This window comes from Vibrio sp. 2033, from assembly GCF_033339735.1.
Window position 1 is genome coordinate 37,343 of sequence record NZ_JAWOVC010000008.1, and the last position, 21,284, is coordinate 58,626.

A 21,284-nucleotide genomic window follows, 5' to 3' on the forward strand; every position below is an offset into this window, starting at 1 on the left:
CTTTGTAGGGAGTAAGTGAGGTCAAACATTGTTTCACTTGATTCACTACTCAACTCATTAATGGAGGCTAGTTATGGCTACTACAAAAGAAAGCACAGTAAAACCTCAAGAGCAGTTAGAAGAAGCATATCACTTAGCGGAGCAAGCCACGACGGAAGCTGTTGGCGCGATGAAAGACCAAGCCAAAGAGAAGCTGGATGTAGGTGCGCAGCAAGTTCAGCAGGCGACTAAGTCGGCAGAAAATGTAATCAAGGAGCGCCCATTGCTGAGCATAGGCTGTGCCTTCCTTGCTGGTTGGGCGGTTTCGAAGCTGATCAAATAATAGTGGTCACCAAGGATTAAGCCACACAACAGAAAGGCGAGGCTTCACATGAATAACTCAGGGCAAGTTACCAATCAGCAATCAGGCTCGGCGGCTTCAGACAGCGGCCGAGCCCCTGATGGGGCAGAAGAACAGGATATCCAACAAACCATTAATGGTTTGAGCAGCATTCTTGCGCAATTGGACCAACTGACGAAATCGCTAAAAGCATGGTCAGGTTCAACGTTGGATTTGTTCCTCTTGGAGATGAAAGTTAACGTGTCCGCAGTGCGTCAAATTTTGCTGTGTACCGTTGTTTTTACCCTATTGTCGGTATTGTTCGTATTCAGTTTGTGCCTTGCCTCTGGGGTGGTGGCTTATCAGTTAACTGCCAACGTATATGTTGCCGTGGGTGTATTTATCACATCATTAGGCTTGGCATTATTTGCTTTAGCCTGGTGGCAGAAGCGTTTAGTTGGATTTCTTGGATTCAAAAATACGACAGAACAATTACAGGAGGGGTGGGATGCGCTCGCTACAAAAGCTCAATCGAGCCATGCGGATCAAGCGGATGGAAGGTAAAGTATCTCTAGAGCAATGTTGTTTGTCGATGGAAATGTTCACGTTTACCACCAAGAAGTTTGTGAGAGAAAACCCTTGGACGACATTAGGCATTAGTGCTGTCGTTGCCGTTACCGCAGCAAAAGCAGATCGATTGTCTCGACTGACTTCTTCTATTTCGTCGATGGGGCTATTGGTTAGCAGCGTGTCTGATATTACCGATTCGCTCACAAAGCCGGTCGCGGCAGCTTCTCTGGATGAGTCAGGTGCGGAGCAAAATGGAAATGCAGCAACACAAGTAAGCAACGCTGCGACGACAGAGGGCGAACCACTCTAATAGCGGATTTCACCGCAAAGTTTTCTTACCGATTCTGAGCTTATTATGACAGCGAAATTGAACATTCCTGCCAACACTGCGATTGGTGCAACGCTTCTCGTCCTGTTACTCGTCCCAGGGCTGTATTTTGCCAAGCCAATATTGTTACCTATTGTGCTTAGCACCTTTATTTCTCTGCTGTGCAGCCCTTTCATTAATTATCTTGAAGACAAAGGCTTACCACGTGCTATTACCGTCGTGTTGACGCTGTCATTTCTAGTTGGCGCCTCAATTATTGGTCTTGCCGCCATGTCGGAGCCCGCCAAGCAATGGTGGTCTGAGCTGCCCAGTATCGTGAAAAATGTGTCGCAAGAAGTAAGCGAAGTTACTAAAGCTTCGGCTGATCACCTTAATACTCCATTGAATATCGCCAACGATATGAGTATGGATGAGGTCGGGAACAACACCGTATTTTCTTTGGTAAAAACGCTCGCGACCACTACGCCGACGATTTTGACACAAGCGATGATCGTGCTGTTTATGGTTTACTTTATGCTCAATCATGGACGAAGCTTATTTCGAAAGTCAGTGTCTTACTTACATGGGTTCGCCAAACAGCGCCAAGCGATTGAATTGGTCAAAGCGCTACAGAAAGACCTATCTCGATACATTGGCACCATCACTTTAGTGAATGCGGGGCTGGGGTTGAGTGTTGGGGCCGTGTTTTTTGTTCTAGGCCTTGAAGATCCATTTCTATGGGGCGCATTTGCAGGCGTGATGAATTTTGCGCCGTACCTCGGCCCTGTCATATCCATGGTGAGCTTTGGCTTTGTTGCTTATCTTCAGTTGGAGTCGGTCAGTTTTATGCTGACGGTGGTGTCTATCTATTTACTGCTCAATTTGATTGAAAGTCAGTTTGTTACACCAACACTATTGGGGAAAAGGTTTAACTTAAACCCGTTAGTGATTTTTGTTTGGCTTGTTTTTTGGGGCTGGCTTTGGGGCGGAATGGGACTATTGATCGGTGTGCCGTTGCTGGTTTGTATCAATATTTTGGTTGATCGTCTAGAGCTATGCCAATCAACCCAAAATCAAGCAAAACAAATCACCTCCGCGGACGTGGCACCGCGAGAGTGACTTGAGGAGCAAGCTGGTTCAACGAAACAGTTTTTCAGCGCTCACTGGCTGACTAAATAAATATCCCTGACCATAAATACAGCCTTTTTCGAATAAATAATCGGCTTGTTCCCGAGTTTCTATCCCTTCCGCGACGACTTTCAACGACAGCGTTTTTCCCATGGCAATAATGGCATTCACAATCGCGTTGCTGTCGCTATTACTTGGGACATCACTGACAAATGAGCGGTCAATTTTCAGTTTGTTGATTGGCAAACCTTTCAAGTAAGACAAAGACGAATAGCCAGTTCCAAAGTCATCCAGAGAAATCTCAATACCCAGTTCTCGTAATTGATTTAACGATGCAATGGCTTGTTGAGGGTCGATTAGTAAAAAGCTCTCTGTGATCTCCAAATCTAACCGTTGGGCAGGGTATCCGGTGTTATCGAGGATAGTACTTAATCGCTGAATGAAATTTGACTGCTGAAGCTGCAACGCAGAAACATTGACGGCGATTTTGCCAAACTCGATGCCTTGGTCCAGCCAAGCATTACCTTGCAAACAGGCTTGTTGTAACACCCACTCACCAATGCTTTGAATCAGCCCTGTTTTTTCTGCAATTGGAATAAAGTCTGCTGGTGGTACAAGGCCAAACTCTGGATGCTGCCAGCGTAATAAAGCTTCCACGCCGACAATCGTATTTTGTTCCAAATTGTATTGCGGTTGGAATTCTAACCGGAGTTGTTGTTTTTCTATTGCTTGATGCAAAGCGGATTGAATGCGTACATGGGATACGGATTTATCGGTCAAATCCGGTGAGTAAAACGCGTAGCCGTTGCGTCCATTTTTCTTTGCTAAGTACATCGCGGTGTCTGCGTTTTTCAGTAAGGTTTCACTGTCTTGACCGTCTCTTGGGTACAAGGCAATACCAATACTTGTCGAGACACGAAGTGAGTCGTGGTTTGCCAAGTCGAATGGTTGCTGGAATACGCTTAGAATATCGCCGACGGTTTCCAGTAAGGCAACATCACTATGGATGTCTGGCAAAATAATCACAAATTCATCGCCGCCAATGCGAGCCACATGCGCATTGAGGTGAAGCACATCTTGCAGACGAATCGCTAACTTAGACAGCAGTTGGTCACCACAGAAGTGGCCCATACTATCGTTGATGTGTTTGAAATGGTCGATATCTAAGAATAGGGTGGCAAACGTCTGCTGGTTTTTGTGTCCGGTTTCGATGTGTTGCTCGAGTAAGCTGAGTAAATGGGTGCGATTAGGTAGATTGGTTAATGGATCGTAAAAAGCCATGCGCTGCAGCTTTTCTTCGTGTGCCTTACGCACAGAGATATCTTCAAACACACAAATGTAGTTAATAAGGTGGTTTTTATCGTCCATTACGGCGCTAATGGTCGCTAATTGCGGATAAATGCTGCCATCTTTCTTTCTGTTGATGAATTCGCCTTTCCATTGGCCTTTGTTTTCGAGTTGATGCCACAACTGTTGATAGAAACCTTGATCATGATGACCTGAGCGCAGAATTCGTGGGTTTTTTCCTATCACCTCTTCAGAGCGGTAACCTGTAATTTGGGTAAAAGCCGTGTTTACATCAATGATGTTGGCATTGCGGTCTGTAATGACCATGCCTTCTTGCGAATTGTTGAAAATTTGGGACGCTAAGGAGAGCTGCGTTTCTACCATTTTTCGGCGGGTGATGTTACGTGTCATCCCCAGAATGCCGATTAAGTTTCCCGCATGATCACGGACAGGAGACTTAATGGTTTCTAGCCAAGTGGGGTTATTGTTTTCATCAATTTGACGGCATTCTTCAACAATATTTTGCGTGCCCGTGGCTACCACCAATTTATCGGCATCAATGAATTTTTCCGCACGTTCATGGCTAAACAGAGCAAAATCGTCTTTTCCAATGATTTCACTGTTGGTTTTTTGCCACGCATTTTCTACGCTTCGGTTGGTCATCGAATAAAGACCATCCATGCCTTTTATCCATACGTGGTCTTCAAGGCAGTCGATAAACTCTTGTAGTGTTGGTGTTGGCTTTATTTCCGCGCTTTGATGTCGCGTTTGTTCTTGCGGACAGTGCAAGTTGATATCAAAGCTGATCCGCCCCGCCATTGCGCTTAGCCATGCCGAAACAACTGTTGATTGATCATTAGGGTGAGTCAGTGTCAGTACGGCAAGCAATTCGCCATTTGGTAGCCAAATCGGTCCTATGCTCAAGGTTTGCTCTTCAAAGGGGGTATGGCTAACTGTAAAATCTGTCGGCGTAAAGTGATCGACAACTTGCGTTATCACATCGACGATAGCACGATGATTTTGGGTTGAGGTGGACACCTCAGTCGATAGCCACTGCTGAGTATCGCTCAGAGTATAAAGCTGTCCCTGAGCTTGAGTTACATCACAGCATTGTCGCAGAACGTGTTGCCAGTCTGCCATCAAAGGCGAAGGAATAGCGAAGCGAAACATAATTAATAACGAGTCCTAAATCGCCCAAAGGTAATTATATTAGAATCTAGCGTAAGCTATTGGGCTTTGTGAGTATCGTATCCAACGCGTAGCTAAATCCTAGCAGCGTAAAGTGCTTTCTATCATTAAAATGTTATCTATATCTCTTTTTTATCCAACTTATTGCATCGTTTTTTAGGGCTTTTGATAGGTGATTAAGAAGCGTTTACCGCTTTGGTTTTCTTGCCCCATGAGACTTGCTGAATGACTAAGCCACTGATGATCAATACCAGGCCAATCAAGGTTGAAGGATGAATTTCTTCGCCGATGATGGTAGCTAACAACATGAGTGAGATAAATGGAGAAGCAAAGATCAGATTACTGATACGCGCGGTGTTTTGCGTTGATTTGAGTGCGCTCAGCCACAAAACGAAAGTGATCCCCATTTCAAACAATCCGACATACGTCACCGCTGCCCAGCCTTTAATTGAGATTGCCTGCAAGCTCGCACCTTCATAAAGACTTAAACCAATGGCGAATGGAATAGCGACCAAAAAGCCGAGCAGAACGCCAACCACAGGGTCGGCCTTATTTTTGGTATTTAAAATCCAGTAACCGGCCCACAGCAGCGTTGATAGCAGCGCAAGACCAACACCCAACGGGCTCTCAAATTCCATGCCTAAAAGATTGCCTTGTGTGGCAATCACTATCACGCCGACATAACTAAAACCACAAGCTAGCCAGTCCTTACCACGGATCTTTTGTCCTAAGAAAACAGCAGCCATTAGCGTTAAGGTGATGGCCCAGCTGTAGTTGATCGCTTGAGCCTGAGATGCGGGCAGCAAGTCATATGCTTTGAACAGAATAACGTAATACGCCAAAGGGTTAATCAACCCAAGCAGTAGGTAATACCAAGGGTTTGAGAAAAATGTAGCGCTTAGCTGGCCCAGTTTACCTTGCACACCACAGATTACTGTTAGCGCAATCGCAGAGATGATGCTGGCAATACATAGCATTTGAATCGGCGTAAATTCTGCCAACGTGAGTTTAAATGCGGTTGCAACGGTAGACCAAAGTAATACTGCTGAGAGCCCAAATCCTAGGGCGCGACGCTCGTTCATGATGCCTCTGCGTGATGATGTGCCGCTCGGTTTGGATAATTTGAGCGGAAGAAAGAATATTATAGGAAGGCCTAGTGTATGCGAGGATTTTTCATCCAACAAACTGGACATTTATCCAGTGTCTAAATACCATTGTTATAGATACAAAACACAGGCTAACTCGCTATTATGCAATGGATTCTTGAGTACCAATCTCTCATTCTCTCTTCTCTTTGTGCTGCCACGCTTAGTGGTGTCGCTGCCGGTTGGTGGGTGAAACAGCGTTTTATCACCCAAACTCAGCTTCTCGAGCAACAACTTTTTTCAGAAAAACAGCTTCATCAACAGCAACTTGAACAGGTCAAGCAAAGCCTTGCCGATGCCCAGCAAGAGTTGGATGAATTAGATGATGAGCGCGATAAAGCCGCGTTTGAAGTACGCCAAACACATGGAAAGCTGATGGCAGCAATGGAAAAACTGCGTTACTTCGAGGCTGTAAAGCAAGAGCGCCAGCAATACTTTGATGAGCTTGGTCAGATGCGTGAACACAAATCACGTCTAGAAACGCAGCTGCGTGAACAGCAAGCTCGCCATGAGCAAATTAACCAAGCTAATGCCGAAAAACTGCAAATTTTAGAACAAGCGGAAGCACGCTTGAAACAACAATTTGAGCACTTGGCCAACCAATTGTTTGAAGAAAAAACCGCGAAGGTCGATTTGCAAAACCGTCAGAGTTTAGAAGGCTTGTTGTCACCGCTTAGAGAACAGTTAGAAGGGTTCAAAAAGCACGTTAATGACAGCTTTAGCCAAGAAGCTAAAGAGCGCCATACCCTAGTGCATGAGCTGAAAAACCTGCAACGTTTGAACGAGCAAATGACGCGCGAAGCGGTTAATTTGACCCAAGCGTTGAAAGGGGACAACAAACAGCAAGGTAACTGGGGCGAAGTGGTGCTCGCTAGGGTACTTGCCGAATCTGGCTTGCGTGAAGGGCACGAATATCAGACTCAGGTGAACTTACAAAATGAAGCAGGCAAGCGTTACCAACCTGATGTCATTGTTCATCTCCCACAAAACAAACAAGTGGTTGTGGATTCTAAAATGGCGCTGGTTGCCTATGAGCGCTACTTCAACGCCGAAACTGATGCTGAGCGCGATCAGGCTTTGAATGCGCACTTAGCTGCTCTACGTGCACATATCAAAGGGTTAAGCATGAAGGACTACCACAAACTCAAAGGTATTCAGAGTTTGGACTATGTACTTATGTTTATTCCGGTTGAGCCGGCGTTCCAAGTCGCGATTCAAGCCGATCCGAGCTTGATTAAAGACGCGATGGAGCAAAACATCATTTTGGTGAGCCCAACAACGTTGCTGGTGGCATTGCGCACCATTGATAATCTATGGCGCAATGAACGCCAAAATGAAAACGCCAAAATGATTGCGCAGCGCGCGACAAAACTCTACGACAAATTACGATTGTTTGTGGACGACATGGAGGGGCTCGGCGGTGCGCTGGATAAGGCGAATCAAAGCTATCAAGGTGCGATGAACAAGCTTGCCACAGGGCGCGGAAATGTGATTCGCCAAGCCGAAAGCTTTAAACACTTGGGAGTTGAAATTAAACGACCGATTTCTTCCGACCTCGCGCAGTTAGCGCAGAGTGATGCATTTTCAGAAAATGACCCGTTAGTAGAAAGACATCCGGCTGAGGATAAAGTAAACTAATCGCCCGCAGTGCAGTGGGCGATTTTATTTGTCAACAAACGCCCCGTAGAGGAAAGCGCTGCCTAAGAGGAATTAGAATGACGGACACAAGTTTGCAATCCAATACAGCGTTAGAGAATGAAACCACTCACTTTGGTTTCTCTACAGTGGCAAAAGACGAAAAAGTGACTAAGGTTGCCGAAGTATTCCACTCCGTGGCAACAAAATACGACATCATGAATGACCTGATGTCAGGTGGTATTCACCGCCTTTGGAAGCGCTTCACTATCGATTGTAGTGGCGCTCGCCCTGGCCAACGTATTCTTGACCTAGGTGGTGGTACGGGGGATTTGACGGCGAAATTCTCGCGCATTGTTGGCGATGAAGGCCATGTCATCCTTGCCGATATCAATAACTCAATGCTTAACGTTGGTCGCGATAAACTGCGTGACAACGGTATTGTGGGTAACGTGCATTACGTTCAAGCCAACGCAGAAGAACTGCCGTTCCCAGATGATTATTTTGATGTCATCACCATCAGTTTTTGTTTGCGTAATGTGACTGACAAAGACAAAGCGCTTCGTTCAATGTTCCGCGTACTGAAGCCTGGCGGCCGTCTATTGGTGTTGGAATTTTCAAAACCAGTGCTAGAGCCGTTATCGAAAGTATACGACGCATATTCATTCCACTTGTTGCCGAGAATCGGTGAGCTAGTTGCGAATGACTCAGAGAGTTACCGCTACCTAGCGGAGTCAATCCGTATGCATCCAGACCAAGAAACGCTGGAAGGCATGATGCAAGACGCAGGTTTTGAAAACACCAAATACTACAACTTAACTGGTGGTATTGTGGCTTTGCATCGCGGTTATAAATTCTAAGGGTTAACGGCATGCCATTTGAACCACTTATCACCGCTGTGATTGAAACGTCACTGAATACTCTGATCAAAGACGACCCTGAATTGGGCCGTCGTTTAGCACGTCTAAAAGGTCAAGTTATTCAAGTTCACCTGAAAGAGATCAATAAAACACTGACGTTCGTTTTTAGTCAGCAAATTGATGTGCTCGGTCATTACGAAGGACAGCCAAACTGCTACTTATCGCTCAACTTGAGCGTGTTGCCAGAGCTGCGTGACCAGGCCAACATCACTCGCCTTATTAAACAAGATAAACTTGAGCTTGAAGGCGATATTCAATTGGCGCAGAAATTCTCTCAGTTGATGGTGGATTGCAAGCCAGATGTTGAAGAGTGGTTGTCTCGCGTAACTGGCGATGTCGCCGCACATACCTTTGTACAAGGTTCAAAAAACATCGGCAACTTTCTTGCGTCTCAAGCAGAAAAACACCAGCGTCATCTTGCGCAAGTAGTGACTGAAGAATGGAAACTGGCTCCCGCTCCGTTAGAAGTGGCCTATTTCTGCGACCAAGTTGATGAGGTTCGCAGCCAGGCTTCTCGCATTGAAGCTCGTTTAACGGCTTTGCTGAATAAGCTGGATGCAGATAAGCCTGCATTGGAGAAACCATGACGCCAGCAGAACTAAAGCGCTTATACCACATCGCCAAAGTACAACTGGAATACGGCTTAGATGAGCTGCTTCCCGATCACCAACTGACCAAAGCGCCGCTTTTACTGCGCAAAAGCTTGTTTTGGATTAAGAACAAGCACCCAGAAAAACCACTCGGTGAACGTCTGCGTTTAGCACTGCAAGAGCTGGGGCCGGTTTGGATTAAGTTCGGTCAGATGATGTCGACGCGCCGTGACTTATTTCCTCCGCATATCGCTGATCCCCTAGCTTTACTTCAAGACCAAGTCGCGCCTTTTGATGGCGAGTTGGCAAAAAAGCAGATGGAGCAAGCATTAGGTGGTCCGTTAGAAAAATGGTTTACCGAGTTTGATATTAAACCACTGGCGTCTGCGTCGATTGCTCAGGTACATACTGCGCGCATAAAAGACACTAACCAAGAAGTGGTATTAAAGGTTATCCGCCCAGATATTCGCCCAGTCATTGATTCAGATCTAAAACTGATGCACCGAATGGCGCGTATAGTCGCCGGAGCGATGCCTGAAGCACGTCGTTTAAAACCAGTTGAAGTCGTGCGTGAGTACGAGAAAACCCTGCTTGATGAACTCGACTTGCGACGTGAGGCGGCGAATGCCATTCAGTTGCGCCGCAACTTTGAGGGCAGCGAAGAATTGTATGTTCCTGAAGTTTTTCCCGACTTCAGTAATGAAACTGTCATGGTTTCTGAGCGAATATATGGCATTCAAGTCTCTGATATTGAAGGCTTGAAAGCAAATGGCACCAATATGAAATTGCTCGCGGAACGCGGTGTGAGTGTGTTCTTCACTCAGGTGTTCCGAGACAGCTTTTTCCATGCCGATATGCATCCGGGTAATGTGTTCGTCAAACCCGAACATCCAGAAAACCCAATGTGGATAGGGCTAGATTGCGGAATCGTTGGTACACTTAATAGCGAAGACAAGCGTTATCTGGCGGAAAACTTCCTGGCGTTTTTCAATCGTGACTACCGCCGAGTGGCTGAGTTACATGTGGATTCAGGGTGGGTGCCTGCGGATACCAATGTCGATGAGTTTGAGTTCGCGATTCGCATTGTGTGTGAGCCTATTTTTGCTAAGCCATTGTGCGAAATCTCCTTTGGTCATGTGTTGTTGAATTTGTTCAATACGGCACGTCGATTCAATATGGAGGTTCAGCCACAGCTTGTACTGTTGCAAAAAACGCTGTTGTACGTGGAAGGGCTTGGTAGGCAGCTATATCCTCAACTTGATTTGTGGGAGACCGCAAAACCATTCCTGGAGGAATGGATGATGAATCAAGTTGGGCCACAAGCTCTAGTGAATGCGATTAAAGACCGCGCACCATTTTGGGCAGAGAAATTACCTGAACTTCCAGAGCTACTTTACGATAGCCTGAAACAAGGTAAAGCGATGAATCAACGTATGGATCAGCTTTATCAAGGGTATCGCCAGAGCAAGCGCCAGCAGGCGACAGGAAAGTTTTTGTTTGGCGTTGGCGCGACTTTAGTCGTATGCTCGGCAATATTGGTGAACGATGCTTTTGAGCAGCTTTCGTTGGCCTGCGGTATCGCAGGTGTCACATTTTGGCTGCTTAGTTGGCGAGCTTATCGTCAATAGACGTTAAACTCTTGAAATATTTTTGTTTGTTTAAAGACCCGAGGTAAAGAGAATGGGTGGTATCAGTGTTTGGCAACTTCTAATCATTGCTGTAATTGTTGTATTGCTATTCGGAACAAAGAAACTACGCGGTATCGGTGGCGATCTGGGTGGTGCCGTTAAGGGCTTCAAAAAAGCGATGAGCGAAGATGAACCTGCAAAAAATGACAAAGACGCAGACTTCGAACCAAAAAGTCTAGAAGAGCAGCAGAAAAAAGAAGCTGCTCCTGAAACGAAAAAAGACAAAGAGCAGGCGTAAAACGTGTTTGATATCGGTTTTTGGGAACTGGTATTAATATCTGTTGTTGGTCTGGTCGTTCTTGGGCCGGAGCGTTTGCCTCATGCTATTCGCAGCGTGTCTCGCTTTATCGGTGCCGCTAAGAGTATGGCAAATAGCGTCAAAGACGAATTGTCACACGAGCTGAAAGTCCAAGAGCTGCAAGAAAACTTGCGCAAAGCAGAACAAATGGGGATGGATGATTTGTCCCCTGAGTTGAAATCTTCAGTTGAAGAGTTGAAGAAGGCAGCGCAATCTGTAAATCGTCCTTACGCAAAGAACACCGATTCAGAGGCTGAGCCTGTAAAAACAGAGCCAGCAGCAGAAAAGGTAGAGAAAGCGCAAGAGAGCAAGGTTACAGCGGCAGATAAGAAAGCCGAATAGTCTCATTAGGAGGAGCTACTAGTGATTGGTAGCTCCTTTTTGATCTGGTTTTTAATAAGAGGTTTGCCATGTCTACCGTCGAGCAGACACAACCTTTAATTAGTCATTTGTTGGAGCTTCGCAACCGACTACTGCGCTCAATCCTCGCAGTGTTGGTCGTGTTTGTCGGACTAATTTATTTCTCTAACCACATTTACGAGTTTGTTTCCGCACCTTTAGTAGAACGTCTACCTGAAGGCGCGACCATGATTGCTACGGATGTAGCGTCACCTTTTTTTACGCCACTTAAGCTGACGTTAATTGCTTCGGTATTTATTGCGGTACCGTTTATCTTGTATCAAGTGTGGGCATTTGTAGCGCCAGGTTTGTACAAGCATGAACGTCGATTGATTATGCCGTTGCTGTTTTCCAGCTCACTGCTGTTTTATTGCGGTGTGGCATTTGCGTATTTTGTGGTGTTTCCACTAGTGTTTGGCTTCTTTACTGCTATCTCATTGGGTGGTGTAGAGTTTGCGACCGACATTTCTAGCTATCTCGACTTTGTGCTGGCGCTATTTATGGCGTTTGGTATCGCATTTGAGGTGCCTGTTGCGATTATTTTGTTGTGTTGGACTGGGGCCACTACACCAGAAGATTTAAGACAGAAACGTCCTTATATTATAGTGGCTGCGTTTGTCGTAGGTATGGTGTTAACGCCACCAGACATGATCTCGCAAACCTTACTCGCTATTCCGATGTGTTTACTGTTTGAAGTCGGTTTGTTCTTCGCGCGTTTTTATACTCGTCGAAGCGAAGAAGTAGAAGCGGAAACCGAAGAATAAGGCTAATCTAGATGTGAAAAGCGGCTCAATTGAGCCGCTTTTTTTTTTGCGGTTGGTTTTTTCTTGGGCTAATTACTTAACTTTCATGACGTAACCACATTTTGTGCATACGTATACTTCCTTGATGCCCAGCAGCTTTTGAAAAAAACTGCGCGGTACGCGTTGTAAGTAAGCACCATGTGTACACACTTCAACTTCCATATTCATGCTGTTTTACATTTGTGCTAATTAATGGGCGTAAATCAGTATAGAAAAATAATGTGTCGAGTTGTCGACAGTTTTGCAAAGCGGACGAAGTAAAGTGACGATATGAGAAGTAAGTAGAGTTGCTAGTTAATTATTATGTTTATCAATAATTTTGTATGGATTGTTCTACTATTTCAACGGGTTGAATCGTTCATTCAATAGTTTAGGTGATAAAAAAGCGACGTTGATTTCGTCGCTTTTTTCAATTCTCGTGAATTAAATATTAAACAGCGTTTTGGCATTCTCAGTCGTTATGGCATCGATGGTTGCGATGTCGACATCACGCAAGTCGGCAACACGTTGTGCAACGAGAGAAGTGTAGGCTGGTTCATTACGTTTACCACGGTGTGGCACCGGCGCTAAATATGGACAGTCGGTTTCTAAAATGACCCACTGCATATCCAAATGTGGAATGACTTTATCCATCCCGCCATTCTTAAAGGTTGATACGCCACCTAAGCCTAAGTGGAAGCCTAGCTCATTGATTGCTTGCGCTTCTTCTAAGCTGCCTCCAAAACAGTGGAATACACCACGCAGACGACCATCTTGCTCTTGTCGCAGCAAAGTGAGTGTTTCTTCAATCGAATCACGAGTGTGGATAACGACCGGTAAATCCATCTCTTTTGCCCAGTTAAGTTGAGCTACGAACGCCATTTCTTGCTCAGCGCGATAGGTTTTGTCCCAATACAGGTCGATACCAATTTCGCCCACCGCAATAAACTTGTGTTTCTCAAACCAGCCGCGGATGACTTCCAATGTTTGCTCAACGTTGTTATCCACATAGCAAGGATGGAGTCCCATCATTGAGTGGCACACGTCTGGATACGCCGCTTCGGTTTGTAGCATGGGCTCAATCGAGTCCAGATCGATGTTTGGCAACAGGATTTTATTAATGCCTTGCGTTAAGGCGCGTTGTACTACTTCATCGCGGTCGTTATCAAATTCGCTAGCATAGATGTGCGCGTGGGTATCGATCATCGTTACTCTCTGTGCTTCATGGTTGGTTTCGTATTCGAAGTATACTTGAGTGTGAGTGCTGGGTCATTTTCAGTTTTTTTCATTACCTTTTTCCAGATTGTCACTCGCAACATGCATCAAGAGTGATATGATTTTGTTCACCAGATGATTTGATCATCATAACCGTCCAGACAAGGAGAAAATGGTGTCTGTATCAATTCAAGGTCCATTCCCTGCACGCCGTATGCGTCGTTTACGTAAGCACGATTTTAGTCGTCGTTTGATGGCTGAGAACCAACTTTCTGTTAATGATCTGATTTACCCAATGTTCATTCTTATGGGTAAAGATCGTCGTGAGAGCGTGGAGTCCATGCCGGGTGTAGAGCGTTTGTCGATTGATTTAATGCTAGAAGAAGCACAATACCTTGCAAATCTAGGCGTTCCAGCAATCGCGCTTTTCCCTGTCGTAAACCAAGACGCTAAAAGCTTATGTGCTACTGAAGCCTACAACCCAGAAGGTTTGGTTCAGCGAGCAGTACGAGCGCTTAAAGAACACATTCCTCAAATTGGTGTAATCACAGACGTGGCACTTGACCCATTCACGACACATGGCCAAGACGGCATCATCGATGAAGATGGCTACGTAATGAATGATGAAACCACAGAAGTATTGGTTAAGCAGGCTTTGTCTCATGCAGAAGCGGGAGCTGACGTAGTCGCGCCTTCAGACATGATGGATGGCCGAATTGGTAAGATCCGCGAAGCATTAGAAAGCGCGGGCTACATTCATACTCAAATCATGGCTTACTCGGCTAAGTACGCATCGAACTACTACGGACCATTCCGTGATGCGGTTGGCTCTTCTTCAAATCTAAAAGGCGGCAACAAGAAAAACTACCAAATGGACCCAGCAAACATTGATGAAGCGATTCACGAAGTGGCGCTAGACATCAATGAAGGTGCGGACATGGTGATGGTTAAACCTGGTATGCCATACTTAGATGTAGTTCGCCGAGTAAAAACTGAACTTCAAGTACCGACATTTGCTTATCAAGTCTCTGGCGAGTACGCGATGCATAAAGCGGCGATCATGAATGGCTGGCTCAAAGAGCGTGAAATTGTGATGGAATCACTATTGTGCTTCAAACGTGCAGGTGCAGATGGCATCTTAACGTACTTTGCGAAAGACGTTGCTGAGTGGTTGGCAGAAGAGAATGCACAAACTGCTCAACACCTAAATCGTACTCCGGAAGCGACAGAAGAGTAATTATCGCTCAGTGAGAAATACCAGACCAACAAGAGTTGTTCGTCTGTATATACCCAAGTAACCTCAGGCGGATTACAACAGTAACAATCCAAGGTGCTTGGGTATTTTTATTTTGGAGAAGAGAACAATGACAATGCTGATTCGTGAAGGCACATTGGAAGAAGCACTTCAAGTTGTGGCGCGTGTTACCGAGTTTTCGAAAGGAGAAACGGTAGACTCCATGACTCAACGTTTAGAAGAGAAAAACAGTTTAATCCTCGTTGCAGAAAAAAATGGCACGATTGTCGGCTTCAAAATAGGTTACGAATTAGAGGATGGTGTTTTCTATAGCTGGTTAGGTGGTGTTGTCCCTGAAGCTCGAAATGAAGGCGTGGCACAACTGCTTTTGGAAGCTCAAGAGGATTGGGTGGCAGAACAAGGCTACAACACATTAAAAGTGAAATCTCGAAACCAGTTTCCGGCTATGCTTCGCTTGTTATTAAGAAATGGCTATATAATTGAAAAGTTTGAAGAAAAAGTAAATCTTCGAGAATCTCGAGTGCATTTCATTAAAGCAATGTGAAAATAAATGAGATTTTTTCTCATTTAACTGTTGACTACGAAATGAGAATCATTATTATTAAACCTGTCTTAGGGAATGAGGAAAGTTCACAAGGACGTTGAGTGACTTATTAACAGAAGTTAATTAACTGAAAGTTGAGAAGTGATGAAACATTTTTCCGAGAACTTGCACGAATTCTTTTTGACACGACATTGCTCACATTGCTTCCAGTGTAATTTATAGCTTCTTGGTTAAGCTGCTCTATTTACAGAATTTGCTTTACCACTTCTGCTAGGCGACCCCATTCGGGTCGCTTTTTTCTTTTCTACGATTTCTATTTGACGTCACTATTAATATCTTTTCCACATGCGATGATCATTTTAGGATCGTTGATCTTCTCGCCGTTGTGCGAATTTGTTATTATAAATCAATGGTTTGAGTCGATGTTTTCTTGTGTTTTTTGTTATTGGATAACCAGTGGATAATTTCTATAAACAGAGTTATCCACAGGGGTTGGTGTTTTCGTGAATAAAGTCGGAAAAATTTACGCGACCTAGATCGAGCGAACAAGATAGATTCGGATCAGCAGTCATGGCATCCTAGGCAGATCTCTCAAGTACTGAATTGGATACAGACAATTATGGCAAGTATTCCTGAAAATCCGTTGATCCTTATCGACGGCTCTTCTTACCTATATCGCGCTTTTCACGCCTACCCGGGCACCATGAGCAATGGTGAAATTCCAACTAATGCCGTTTACGGCGTCGTGAACATGTTACGCAGCATGATGCGTCAGTTTGCGTCTGAGCGCATCGCGGTGGTTTTCGATGCAAAGGGAAAAACCTTTCGTGATGATATGTATGCAGAATACAAAGCTAATCGTCCGCCAATGCCGGATGACCTGCGTTGTCAAATTGAACCATTACACAATGTTATTCGTGCAATGGGTTTGCCGCTGATCTGTGTTCCTGGCGTCGAGGCGGATGACGTCATCGGTACGTTAGCATACCAAGCATCACAAAAGGGCATGCCTGTATTGATCAGTACTGGTGATAAAGACATGGCGCAGCTAGTGGATGATAACATTACCTTGATCAACACCATGACGAACGTCGTAATGGATCGTGAAGGTGTGGTTGAAAAGTTTGGCATTCCACCTGAGTTGATCATCGACTACTTAGCACTGATGGGCGATAAAGTAGATAACATTCCTGGTGTACCGGGTGTCGGTGATAAAACAGCGACCGCACTACTGCAAGGTATTGGTGGTCTGACGAAGTTGTATGAAAACCTCGATGATATTGCAGGGCTTGGTTTCCGTGGTTCTAAAACCATGGCGAAAAAGCTCATCGACAACAAAGAAAATGCCATGCTTTCGTATGAGCTCGCGACCATCAAATTGGATGTTGAGCTTGAGGAAACGCCAGAATCATTGCTGAAAGCGGAACCAAATAAAGACGAATTAGTGAAGCTGTATGGCCAACTGACGTTTAAATCTTGGTTGAATGAACTACTTGAAGGCGGTTCTGGATCTGTGGAGGCCGTAGAGCTTGCAGGATCTTCACAAGCTTCTTCTTCTCAAGCCGAGATGGAAACTTCTGCGGTAACAATCGATCGCAGCCAATATGAAACAATTCTGGATAAAGAAACCTTCAATGCTTGGCTAGATAAACTTCAAACGGCTGAGCTGTTTGCATTTGATACGGAGACCGATAACCTAGATTACATGCTAGCGAATCTAGTTGGTTTGTCATTCGCTGTCGATGAAGGTATTGCGGCTTATGTGCCAGTTGCACATGACTATTTAGATGCGCCTGAACAGCTTGATCGTGATTGGGTACTAGAACAGCTGAAGCCAATTCTTGAAGATGCAGCGAAAGCAAAAGTCGGTCAAAACTTAAAGTATGATGCGTCTGTACTCGCTCGTTACGACATTGAGCTAAAAGGTATCAAGCACGACACGATGTTGGAATCGTATATCTACAACAGTGTCGGCGGTAAACACGATATGGACAGCTTGGCGCTTCGCTTCCTACAGCACAGCTGCATTTCTTTTGAGCAAATTGCAGGTAAAGGCAAAAATCAGCTTATGTTTAACCAAATCGAACTGGAACAAGCATCGCCATACGCGGCAGAAGATGCGGATGTGACCCTTCGTCTGCACAATCGCTTGTTTGCTAATATCGAGCAGGATGAAAGCCTGAAGACAGTTTACGAAGAGATTGAAATGCCGTTAGTGCCAGTTCTTTCGCGCATTGAACGCACTGGGGTCTTTATTGATGAAATGAAGCTAAGTGCGCAGTCGGTCGAGATTACCGCTCGCCTTGATGAGCTTGAAAAGAAAGCGTACGAAATTGCTGAGCAAGAGTTTAATATGAACTCTCCAAAGCAATTACAAGCCATCCTATTTGAAAAAATGGGTTTACCGGTTGTGAAGAAAACGCCATCAGGCACACCATCGACGAATGAAGAAGTTCTGCAAGAACTCGCGCTAGACTACCCGCTACCAAAACTGATTTTGGAATACCGTGGTTTGGCGAAGCTAAAATCAACTTACACCGACAAACTGCCGAAGATGATCAACCCATCGACGGGACGTGTGCATACTTCTTACCACCAAGCAGTGACTGCAACGGGTCGTCTATCTTCTACTGATCCGAACTTACAGAACATTCCAATTCGTAACGAAGCTGGCCGTCGTATTCGTCAAGCGTTTGTCGCGCCATCAGGGCATAAAATCTTAGCGGTCGACTACTCGCAAATCGAACTACGCATCATGGCGCACCTTTCTGGCGACCAAGCGTTGTTGGATGCATTCCGTGATGGCAAAGATATCCACGCGGCAACCGCAGCAGAAATCATGGGTGTTTCTATTGAAGACGTTTCAAGTGAGCAACGTCGTCGTGCGAAAGCGGTTAATTTCGGTCTTATTTACGGCATGAGTGCGTTTGGTTTGGCGAAGCAATTAGGCATTCCTCGTGGTGAGGCTCAAGCGTACATGGATACATACTTTGAACGTTACCCAGGCGTGATGCAGTACATGGAAGACACACGCAGCACGGCAGCAGATAAAGGGTATGTTGAAACGATTTTTGGTCGACGTTTGCATTTACCAGAAATCAAATCGCGCAACGGGATGCGTCGTAAAGCTGCTGAACGTGCGGCAATCAACGCACCAATGCAAGGTACGGCTGCGGACATCATTAAGAAAGCGATGCTGTTGGTTGATCAGTGGATTCAGGAAGAAGGCAATGGTCGTGTGAAGTTATTAATGCAAGTACACGATGAATTGGTCTTTGAAGTTGAAGAGTCATCATTGTCCGAAATTGAAAGTAAAGTACAGAAATTGATGGAATCTGCAGCAGAGCTAAAAGTACCGTTGGTTGCAGAAGCAGGTCATGGTGATAACTGGGATCAAGCTCATTAGTCATTTTTAGACCAAAATAACCAATTAATTATGAGCCAGCGCACAAACGCTGGCTTTTTTTTGAGATTAAAAAAGCTAGCGCAAAGTTAACTTTGATGTTGCTTAATAAAAGTTTCATGAAAAAAAACTACAAAAATTCTTTGCAATTCTGACCAATTGTTGTACATTAATACTCGTAGGGTACAGAGGTAAGATGTTCTATCTTTCAGACCTTTTGTTTCACGTTATTGGATTAGGCTGATTCAGCCGCCCCAGTCAGTTTTTGACTGGGGCGTTTTTTATTGGGCGAAAGAAAATTATTCTTTTGGATCAGTAGCTTAAAGTAAGCCTTCAAAAACCTTCTTTTTTGACCTTTCTAAGTCACTGCAAAATCTCGATTTTTCCTTCAAATTTATTGCGTTATTCATCCTGTAAATTTACGCCAGTCACACTATTATTTTTTCTTGAAGGAAACTAAGTTACATCTTTTTGAAGCTTTGCTTGGCTTAACTGTCTGAATTGTAATGCTATTGGGTGTTTTTGGAGTGAATGTTTGGTGATAAACAGGAAACAAGAGCGCTTTTTAACCTATTGAAATCGAATCTCAGTTCAGCAATGCTTCGTCACATAACAATAATTACCAATTTTTCTCTCCCGTTATCCCTGCCAGGAAGGCGGGGATTTTTATTGCCTGTTATTTAGTTCAGATAAACAAAAGCCCCACCAAATGGCAGGGCCGTGTCGAAGAAATTTAACAAATATTGTTAATTATTCTTCATCGCTCGCTGGTGTCTCTTGTTCGTCTTCTTCTATCAGGTGCGCTAGTGCTGGTGCAAACCAGGTATCCAGTTTTGCACGTAGCTGATCGACACCTAATCCTTTAAGTGAGGAGAACACATCAACAGAAACGTCACCACCGAAAGTTTCTACTTGCTTACGAACTTTCAGTAGAGTTTGTTTGCGTGCACCACTTTTTAGTTTATCTGCTTTGGTTAGCAAAACTTGCACAGGAATGTGGCTATCGATGGCCCAGAAAATCATTTGTTGGTCGAGATCTTTCATTGGATGACGAATGTCCATTAGAACCACTAAGCCTTTTAGGCACTCGCGTTTCTGTAGGTATTCACCCAAAGATTTCTGCCATTTGTTTTTCATTTCTACCGGTACTTGAGCAAAACCGTATCCAGGTAGATCGACAATGTGACAACCTTCTTCTACTTTGAAAAGGTTGATTAATTGCGTACGACCAGGTGTCTTTGATGTCTTGGCTAAGCTTTTTTGATTAGTTAGACGGTTAAGTGCACTCGATTTACCAGCGTTTGAGCGTCCTGCAAACGCAATTTCGACACCTTCGTCTTCCGGCAGGTGACGAATATCGGGTGCGCTGGTGATGAAATGCGTATTTTGGTAATGAATTTTTACGCTCACTGTTAACTCCATCTCGACTTTGTGTAGTCGATTGATTACTTTTTTGTGAAAATGTGTAAAATAACCGTGCTCGGCATAAGGTCGCCTATTGTACCATGAGTGTACGCGGTATGTTCACATTCCGTGGTACTGGAAGCTTGATAATTATAATGGAATGTCATGAAGAAATTAGCGCTAATTTTGAGTCTTTTAGCCAGTTGCTCAGTATGGGCCCAAGGTAATATTGAGGCTGGTAAAGCAAAATCACAAACCTGTGTCGCCTGTCACGGAGCAGATGGCAACAGTGCAATAACAACGTACCCGAAACTCGCAGGCCAACACGCTAAGTATCTTGAGAAGCAGTTAAAAGAACTTAAGCTAGGCATGACAAGTGGTGGTAAACAAGGTCGTTACGATCCTGTAATGAGTGGTATGGCAATGCCACTGAGCGATGAAGATATCGCAGACCTATCTGCTTACTACGCTTCGCTACCAGTTTCAGAAAACTCAACACCTGAAGATGTAGTAGCAAAAGGCAAAACGCTTTATACCGCTGGTGATGCCGAGCGTGGCCTAACCGCATGTATTGCATGTCATGGTCCTCGTGGCAATGGTACTGAGCTTTCAGGTTTCCCGAAAATTTCTGGTCAGCATGCTGACTACATCAAAGCTCAGCTAGAAAAATTCCGTGATGGTGACCGTGGTAATGATATGAATGCCATGATGCGCGACATCGCGAAGAAAATGACAGACGAAGATATCGAAGTGCTGTCTAAATACGTTGGCGGTCTGCACTAATATACCTAAATCGCTCAAGATCCTGCATCTTGAGCTGGTTGGGTAGATGTCCCTACATCGTTCGAGCAACTTGTACAAAAATGCCCTAGTGAATCCACTAGGGCATTTTTGTTCGTGACAGATATCACAGTCGAGTTTGGATGCGAAAGCGATAGTTGGCTCGGCAGTTTGTGAGACATTTGCCATACTTGATGTTGGCTTTTTCTTGTTAGTGTTTTTAAGTTTTTGATTAAATGATAATTTTGATTTTTTAGAAAAATAGGCGGATTATTTTTTCAACCCATTACTTGTGAGCATAACGGGATGGCGTAAAGTAGAAGTCGTTCACAGGGAGTGAATGTAAGGATTTAAGACCACGGTTTAGGTCTCCAAGGATGTAGCTCGGATGCTTGGTGATTTAGAAAGGGATTTAGATAGGTAGGGA

General features: G+C 44.7%; 20 protein-coding genes. 16 read left to right on the plus strand and 4 right to left on the minus strand.

Annotation, left to right across the window (positions count from 1 at the left end):
* Positions 1-73 precede the first annotated feature (73 nt).
* From R7P74_RS12500 to R7P74_RS12515, 4 genes are read left to right on the plus strand one after another with little or no spacing between them, the layout of a single operon-like run.
* Complete coding sequence (locus R7P74_RS12500; protein WP_005379196.1) at positions 74-322, plus strand: hypothetical protein; 249 nt, start codon at positions 74-76, stop codon at positions 320-322.
* 48 nt (positions 323-370) lie between these two features.
* Positions 371-883, plus strand: coding sequence for a phage holin family protein (locus tag R7P74_RS12505; RefSeq protein WP_005379198.1), 513 nt, complete (start codon positions 371-373; stop codon positions 881-883).
* The gene (locus R7P74_RS12510) at positions 873-1,199 is read left to right on the plus strand and encodes a hypothetical protein (RefSeq protein ID WP_318057940.1); all 327 of its coding nucleotides are present in this window, start codon (positions 873-875) and stop codon (positions 1,197-1,199) included. The genes R7P74_RS12505 and R7P74_RS12510 overlap by 11 nt, the downstream gene beginning before the upstream one ends.
* Before the next feature lie 45 nt (positions 1,200-1,244).
* Positions 1,245-2,315, plus strand: a complete 1,071-nt coding sequence (locus tag R7P74_RS12515) for an AI-2E family transporter (protein WP_005379202.1) — start codon at positions 1,245-1,247, stop codon at positions 2,313-2,315.
* An 18-nt stretch (positions 2,316-2,333) separates the two neighbouring features.
* Here R7P74_RS12515 and R7P74_RS12520 read toward each other — a convergent pair whose 3' ends face one another.
* Entirely contained in the window at positions 2,334-4,781 is a 2,448-nt protein-coding gene (locus R7P74_RS12520) for an EAL domain-containing protein (RefSeq protein WP_262628842.1), read from the minus strand.
* A 194-nt stretch (positions 4,782-4,975) separates the two neighbouring features.
* A complete protein-coding gene (locus R7P74_RS12525; RefSeq protein WP_225473502.1) occupies positions 4,976-5,881 on the minus strand; it encodes a DMT family transporter in 906 nt (301 codons plus the stop codon).
* Positions 5,882-6,049: 168 nt separating this feature from the next.
* On the opposite strand from R7P74_RS12525, the gene rmuC reads away from it, so the two are divergent.
* The 7 genes from rmuC (at position 6,050) to tatC (ending at position 12,238) form a co-directional block, all read left to right on the plus strand.
* Positions 6,050-7,582 carry a DNA recombination protein RmuC gene (gene rmuC, locus R7P74_RS12530; protein ID WP_033905890.1) on the plus strand — a complete coding sequence of 511 codons (1,533 nt, stop codon included), beginning with the start codon at positions 6,050-6,052 and terminating at the stop codon, positions 7,580-7,582.
* A gap of 77 nt (positions 7,583-7,659) precedes the next feature.
* Positions 7,660-8,439 carry a bifunctional demethylmenaquinone methyltransferase/2-methoxy-6-polyprenyl-1,4-benzoquinol methylase UbiE gene (gene ubiE, locus R7P74_RS12535; RefSeq protein ID WP_005379210.1) on the plus strand — a complete coding sequence of 260 codons (780 nt, stop codon included), beginning with the start codon at positions 7,660-7,662 and terminating at the stop codon, positions 8,437-8,439.
* Between the two features lie 11 nt (positions 8,440-8,450).
* A complete protein-coding gene (locus R7P74_RS12540) occupies positions 8,451-9,086 on the plus strand; it encodes a ubiquinone biosynthesis accessory factor UbiJ (RefSeq protein ID WP_054702493.1) in 636 nt (211 codons plus the stop codon).
* Entirely contained in the window at positions 9,083-10,717 is a 1,635-nt protein-coding gene (ubiB, locus tag R7P74_RS12545) for a ubiquinone biosynthesis regulatory protein kinase UbiB (protein WP_005379226.1), read from the plus strand. The genes R7P74_RS12540 and ubiB overlap by 4 nt, the downstream gene beginning before the upstream one ends.
* Positions 10,718-10,769: 52 nt before the next feature.
* Positions 10,770-11,015 (plus strand): Sec-independent protein translocase subunit TatA, encoded by a 246-nt coding sequence (gene tatA / locus R7P74_RS12550; RefSeq protein ID WP_005382958.1) that lies wholly within the window; start codon positions 10,770-10,772, stop codon positions 11,013-11,015.
* Between the two features lie 3 nt (positions 11,016-11,018).
* Positions 11,019-11,417, plus strand: a complete 399-nt coding sequence (gene tatB, locus R7P74_RS12555) for a Sec-independent protein translocase protein TatB (RefSeq protein WP_033905892.1) — start codon at positions 11,019-11,021, stop codon at positions 11,415-11,417.
* Between the two features lie 68 nt (positions 11,418-11,485).
* A complete protein-coding gene (gene tatC, locus R7P74_RS12560; RefSeq protein ID WP_005379234.1) occupies positions 11,486-12,238 on the plus strand; it encodes a twin-arginine translocase subunit TatC in 753 nt (250 codons plus the stop codon).
* A gap of 462 nt (positions 12,239-12,700) precedes the next feature.
* On the opposite strand, the gene R7P74_RS12565 is transcribed toward tatC, so the two are convergent.
* Positions 12,701-13,462: a TatD family hydrolase gene (locus tag R7P74_RS12565; protein WP_154204922.1), complete on the minus strand. Its 762-nt coding sequence runs from the start codon at positions 13,460-13,462 to the stop codon at positions 12,701-12,703.
* A 184-nt stretch (positions 13,463-13,646) separates the two neighbouring features.
* Between R7P74_RS12565 and hemB the strand changes: the two genes are divergently transcribed.
* The 4 genes from hemB to R7P74_RS29930 all read left to right on the plus strand — a co-directional run bounded on the left by hemB (position 13,647) and on the right by R7P74_RS29930 (position 18,917).
* On the plus strand, positions 13,647-14,708 hold the full coding sequence (gene hemB / locus R7P74_RS12570) for a porphobilinogen synthase (protein ID WP_225473548.1): 1,062 nt from the start codon (positions 13,647-13,649) through the stop codon (positions 14,706-14,708).
* A 127-nt stretch (positions 14,709-14,835) separates the two neighbouring features.
* Positions 14,836-15,270, plus strand: coding sequence for a GNAT family N-acetyltransferase (locus R7P74_RS12575; RefSeq protein ID WP_005379245.1), 435 nt, complete (start codon positions 14,836-14,838; stop codon positions 15,268-15,270).
* A 619-nt stretch (positions 15,271-15,889) separates the two neighbouring features.
* Positions 15,890-18,676, plus strand: coding sequence for a DNA polymerase I (gene polA, locus R7P74_RS12580; RefSeq protein WP_213964346.1), 2,787 nt, complete (start codon positions 15,890-15,892; stop codon positions 18,674-18,676).
* A 193-nt stretch (positions 18,677-18,869) separates the two neighbouring features.
* Positions 18,870-18,917, plus strand: coding sequence for a hypothetical protein (locus R7P74_RS29930; RefSeq protein ID WP_438356636.1), 48 nt, complete (start codon positions 18,870-18,872; stop codon positions 18,915-18,917).
* 506 nt (positions 18,918-19,423) lie between these two features.
* Here R7P74_RS29930 and yihA read toward each other — a convergent pair.
* Positions 19,424-20,083: a ribosome biogenesis GTP-binding protein YihA/YsxC gene (yihA, locus tag R7P74_RS12585; protein ID WP_064353516.1), complete on the minus strand. Its 660-nt coding sequence runs from the start codon at positions 20,081-20,083 to the stop codon at positions 19,424-19,426.
* Positions 20,084-20,242: 159 nt separating this feature from the next.
* On the opposite strand from yihA, the gene R7P74_RS12590 reads away from it, so the two are divergent.
* Complete coding sequence (locus tag R7P74_RS12590; protein WP_005379248.1) at positions 20,243-20,860, plus strand: c-type cytochrome; 618 nt, start codon at positions 20,243-20,245, stop codon at positions 20,858-20,860.
* Positions 20,861-21,284: the final 424 nt, after the last annotated feature.

Bases quoted from the DNA above. Each gene is read 5' to 3' on its own strand.
- ubiE (WP_005379210.1), top strand. From the start codon at position 7,660: ATGACGGACACAAGTTTGCAATCCAATACAGCGTTAGAGAATGAAACC.
- tatC (WP_005379234.1), top strand. From the start codon at position 11,486: ATGTCTACCGTCGAGCAGACACAACCTTTAATTAGTCATTTGTTGGAG.
- R7P74_RS12505 (WP_005379198.1), top strand. From the start codon at position 371: ATGAATAACTCAGGGCAAGTTACCAATCAGCAATCAGGCTCGGCGGCT.
- R7P74_RS12540 (WP_054702493.1), top strand. From the start codon at position 8,451: ATGCCATTTGAACCACTTATCACCGCTGTGATTGAAACGTCACTGAAT.
- R7P74_RS12590 (WP_005379248.1), top strand. From the start codon at position 20,243: ATGAAGAAATTAGCGCTAATTTTGAGTCTTTTAGCCAGTTGCTCAGTA.
- R7P74_RS12575 (WP_005379245.1), top strand. From the start codon at position 14,836: ATGACAATGCTGATTCGTGAAGGCACATTGGAAGAAGCACTTCAAGTT.
- ubiB (WP_005379226.1), top strand. From the start codon at position 9,083: ATGACGCCAGCAGAACTAAAGCGCTTATACCACATCGCCAAAGTACAA.
- rmuC (WP_033905890.1), top strand. From the start codon at position 6,050: ATGCAATGGATTCTTGAGTACCAATCTCTCATTCTCTCTTCTCTTTGT.
- R7P74_RS12515 (WP_005379202.1), top strand. From the start codon at position 1,245: ATGACAGCGAAATTGAACATTCCTGCCAACACTGCGATTGGTGCAACG.
- R7P74_RS12520 (WP_262628842.1), bottom strand. From the start codon at position 4,781: ATGTTTCGCTTCGCTATTCCTTCGCCTTTGATGGCAGACTGGCAACAC.
- R7P74_RS12500 (WP_005379196.1), top strand. From the start codon at position 74: ATGGCTACTACAAAAGAAAGCACAGTAAAACCTCAAGAGCAGTTAGAA.
- R7P74_RS12565 (WP_154204922.1), bottom strand. From the start codon at position 13,462: ATGATCGATACCCACGCGCACATCTATGCTAGCGAATTTGATAACGAC.
- R7P74_RS12510 (WP_318057940.1), top strand. From the start codon at position 873: ATGGAAGGTAAAGTATCTCTAGAGCAATGTTGTTTGTCGATGGAAATG.
- tatA (WP_005382958.1), top strand. From the start codon at position 10,770: ATGGGTGGTATCAGTGTTTGGCAACTTCTAATCATTGCTGTAATTGTT.
- R7P74_RS12525 (WP_225473502.1), bottom strand. From the start codon at position 5,881: ATGAACGAGCGTCGCGCCCTAGGATTTGGGCTCTCAGCAGTATTACTT.
- polA (WP_213964346.1), top strand. From the start codon at position 15,890: ATGGCAAGTATTCCTGAAAATCCGTTGATCCTTATCGACGGCTCTTCT.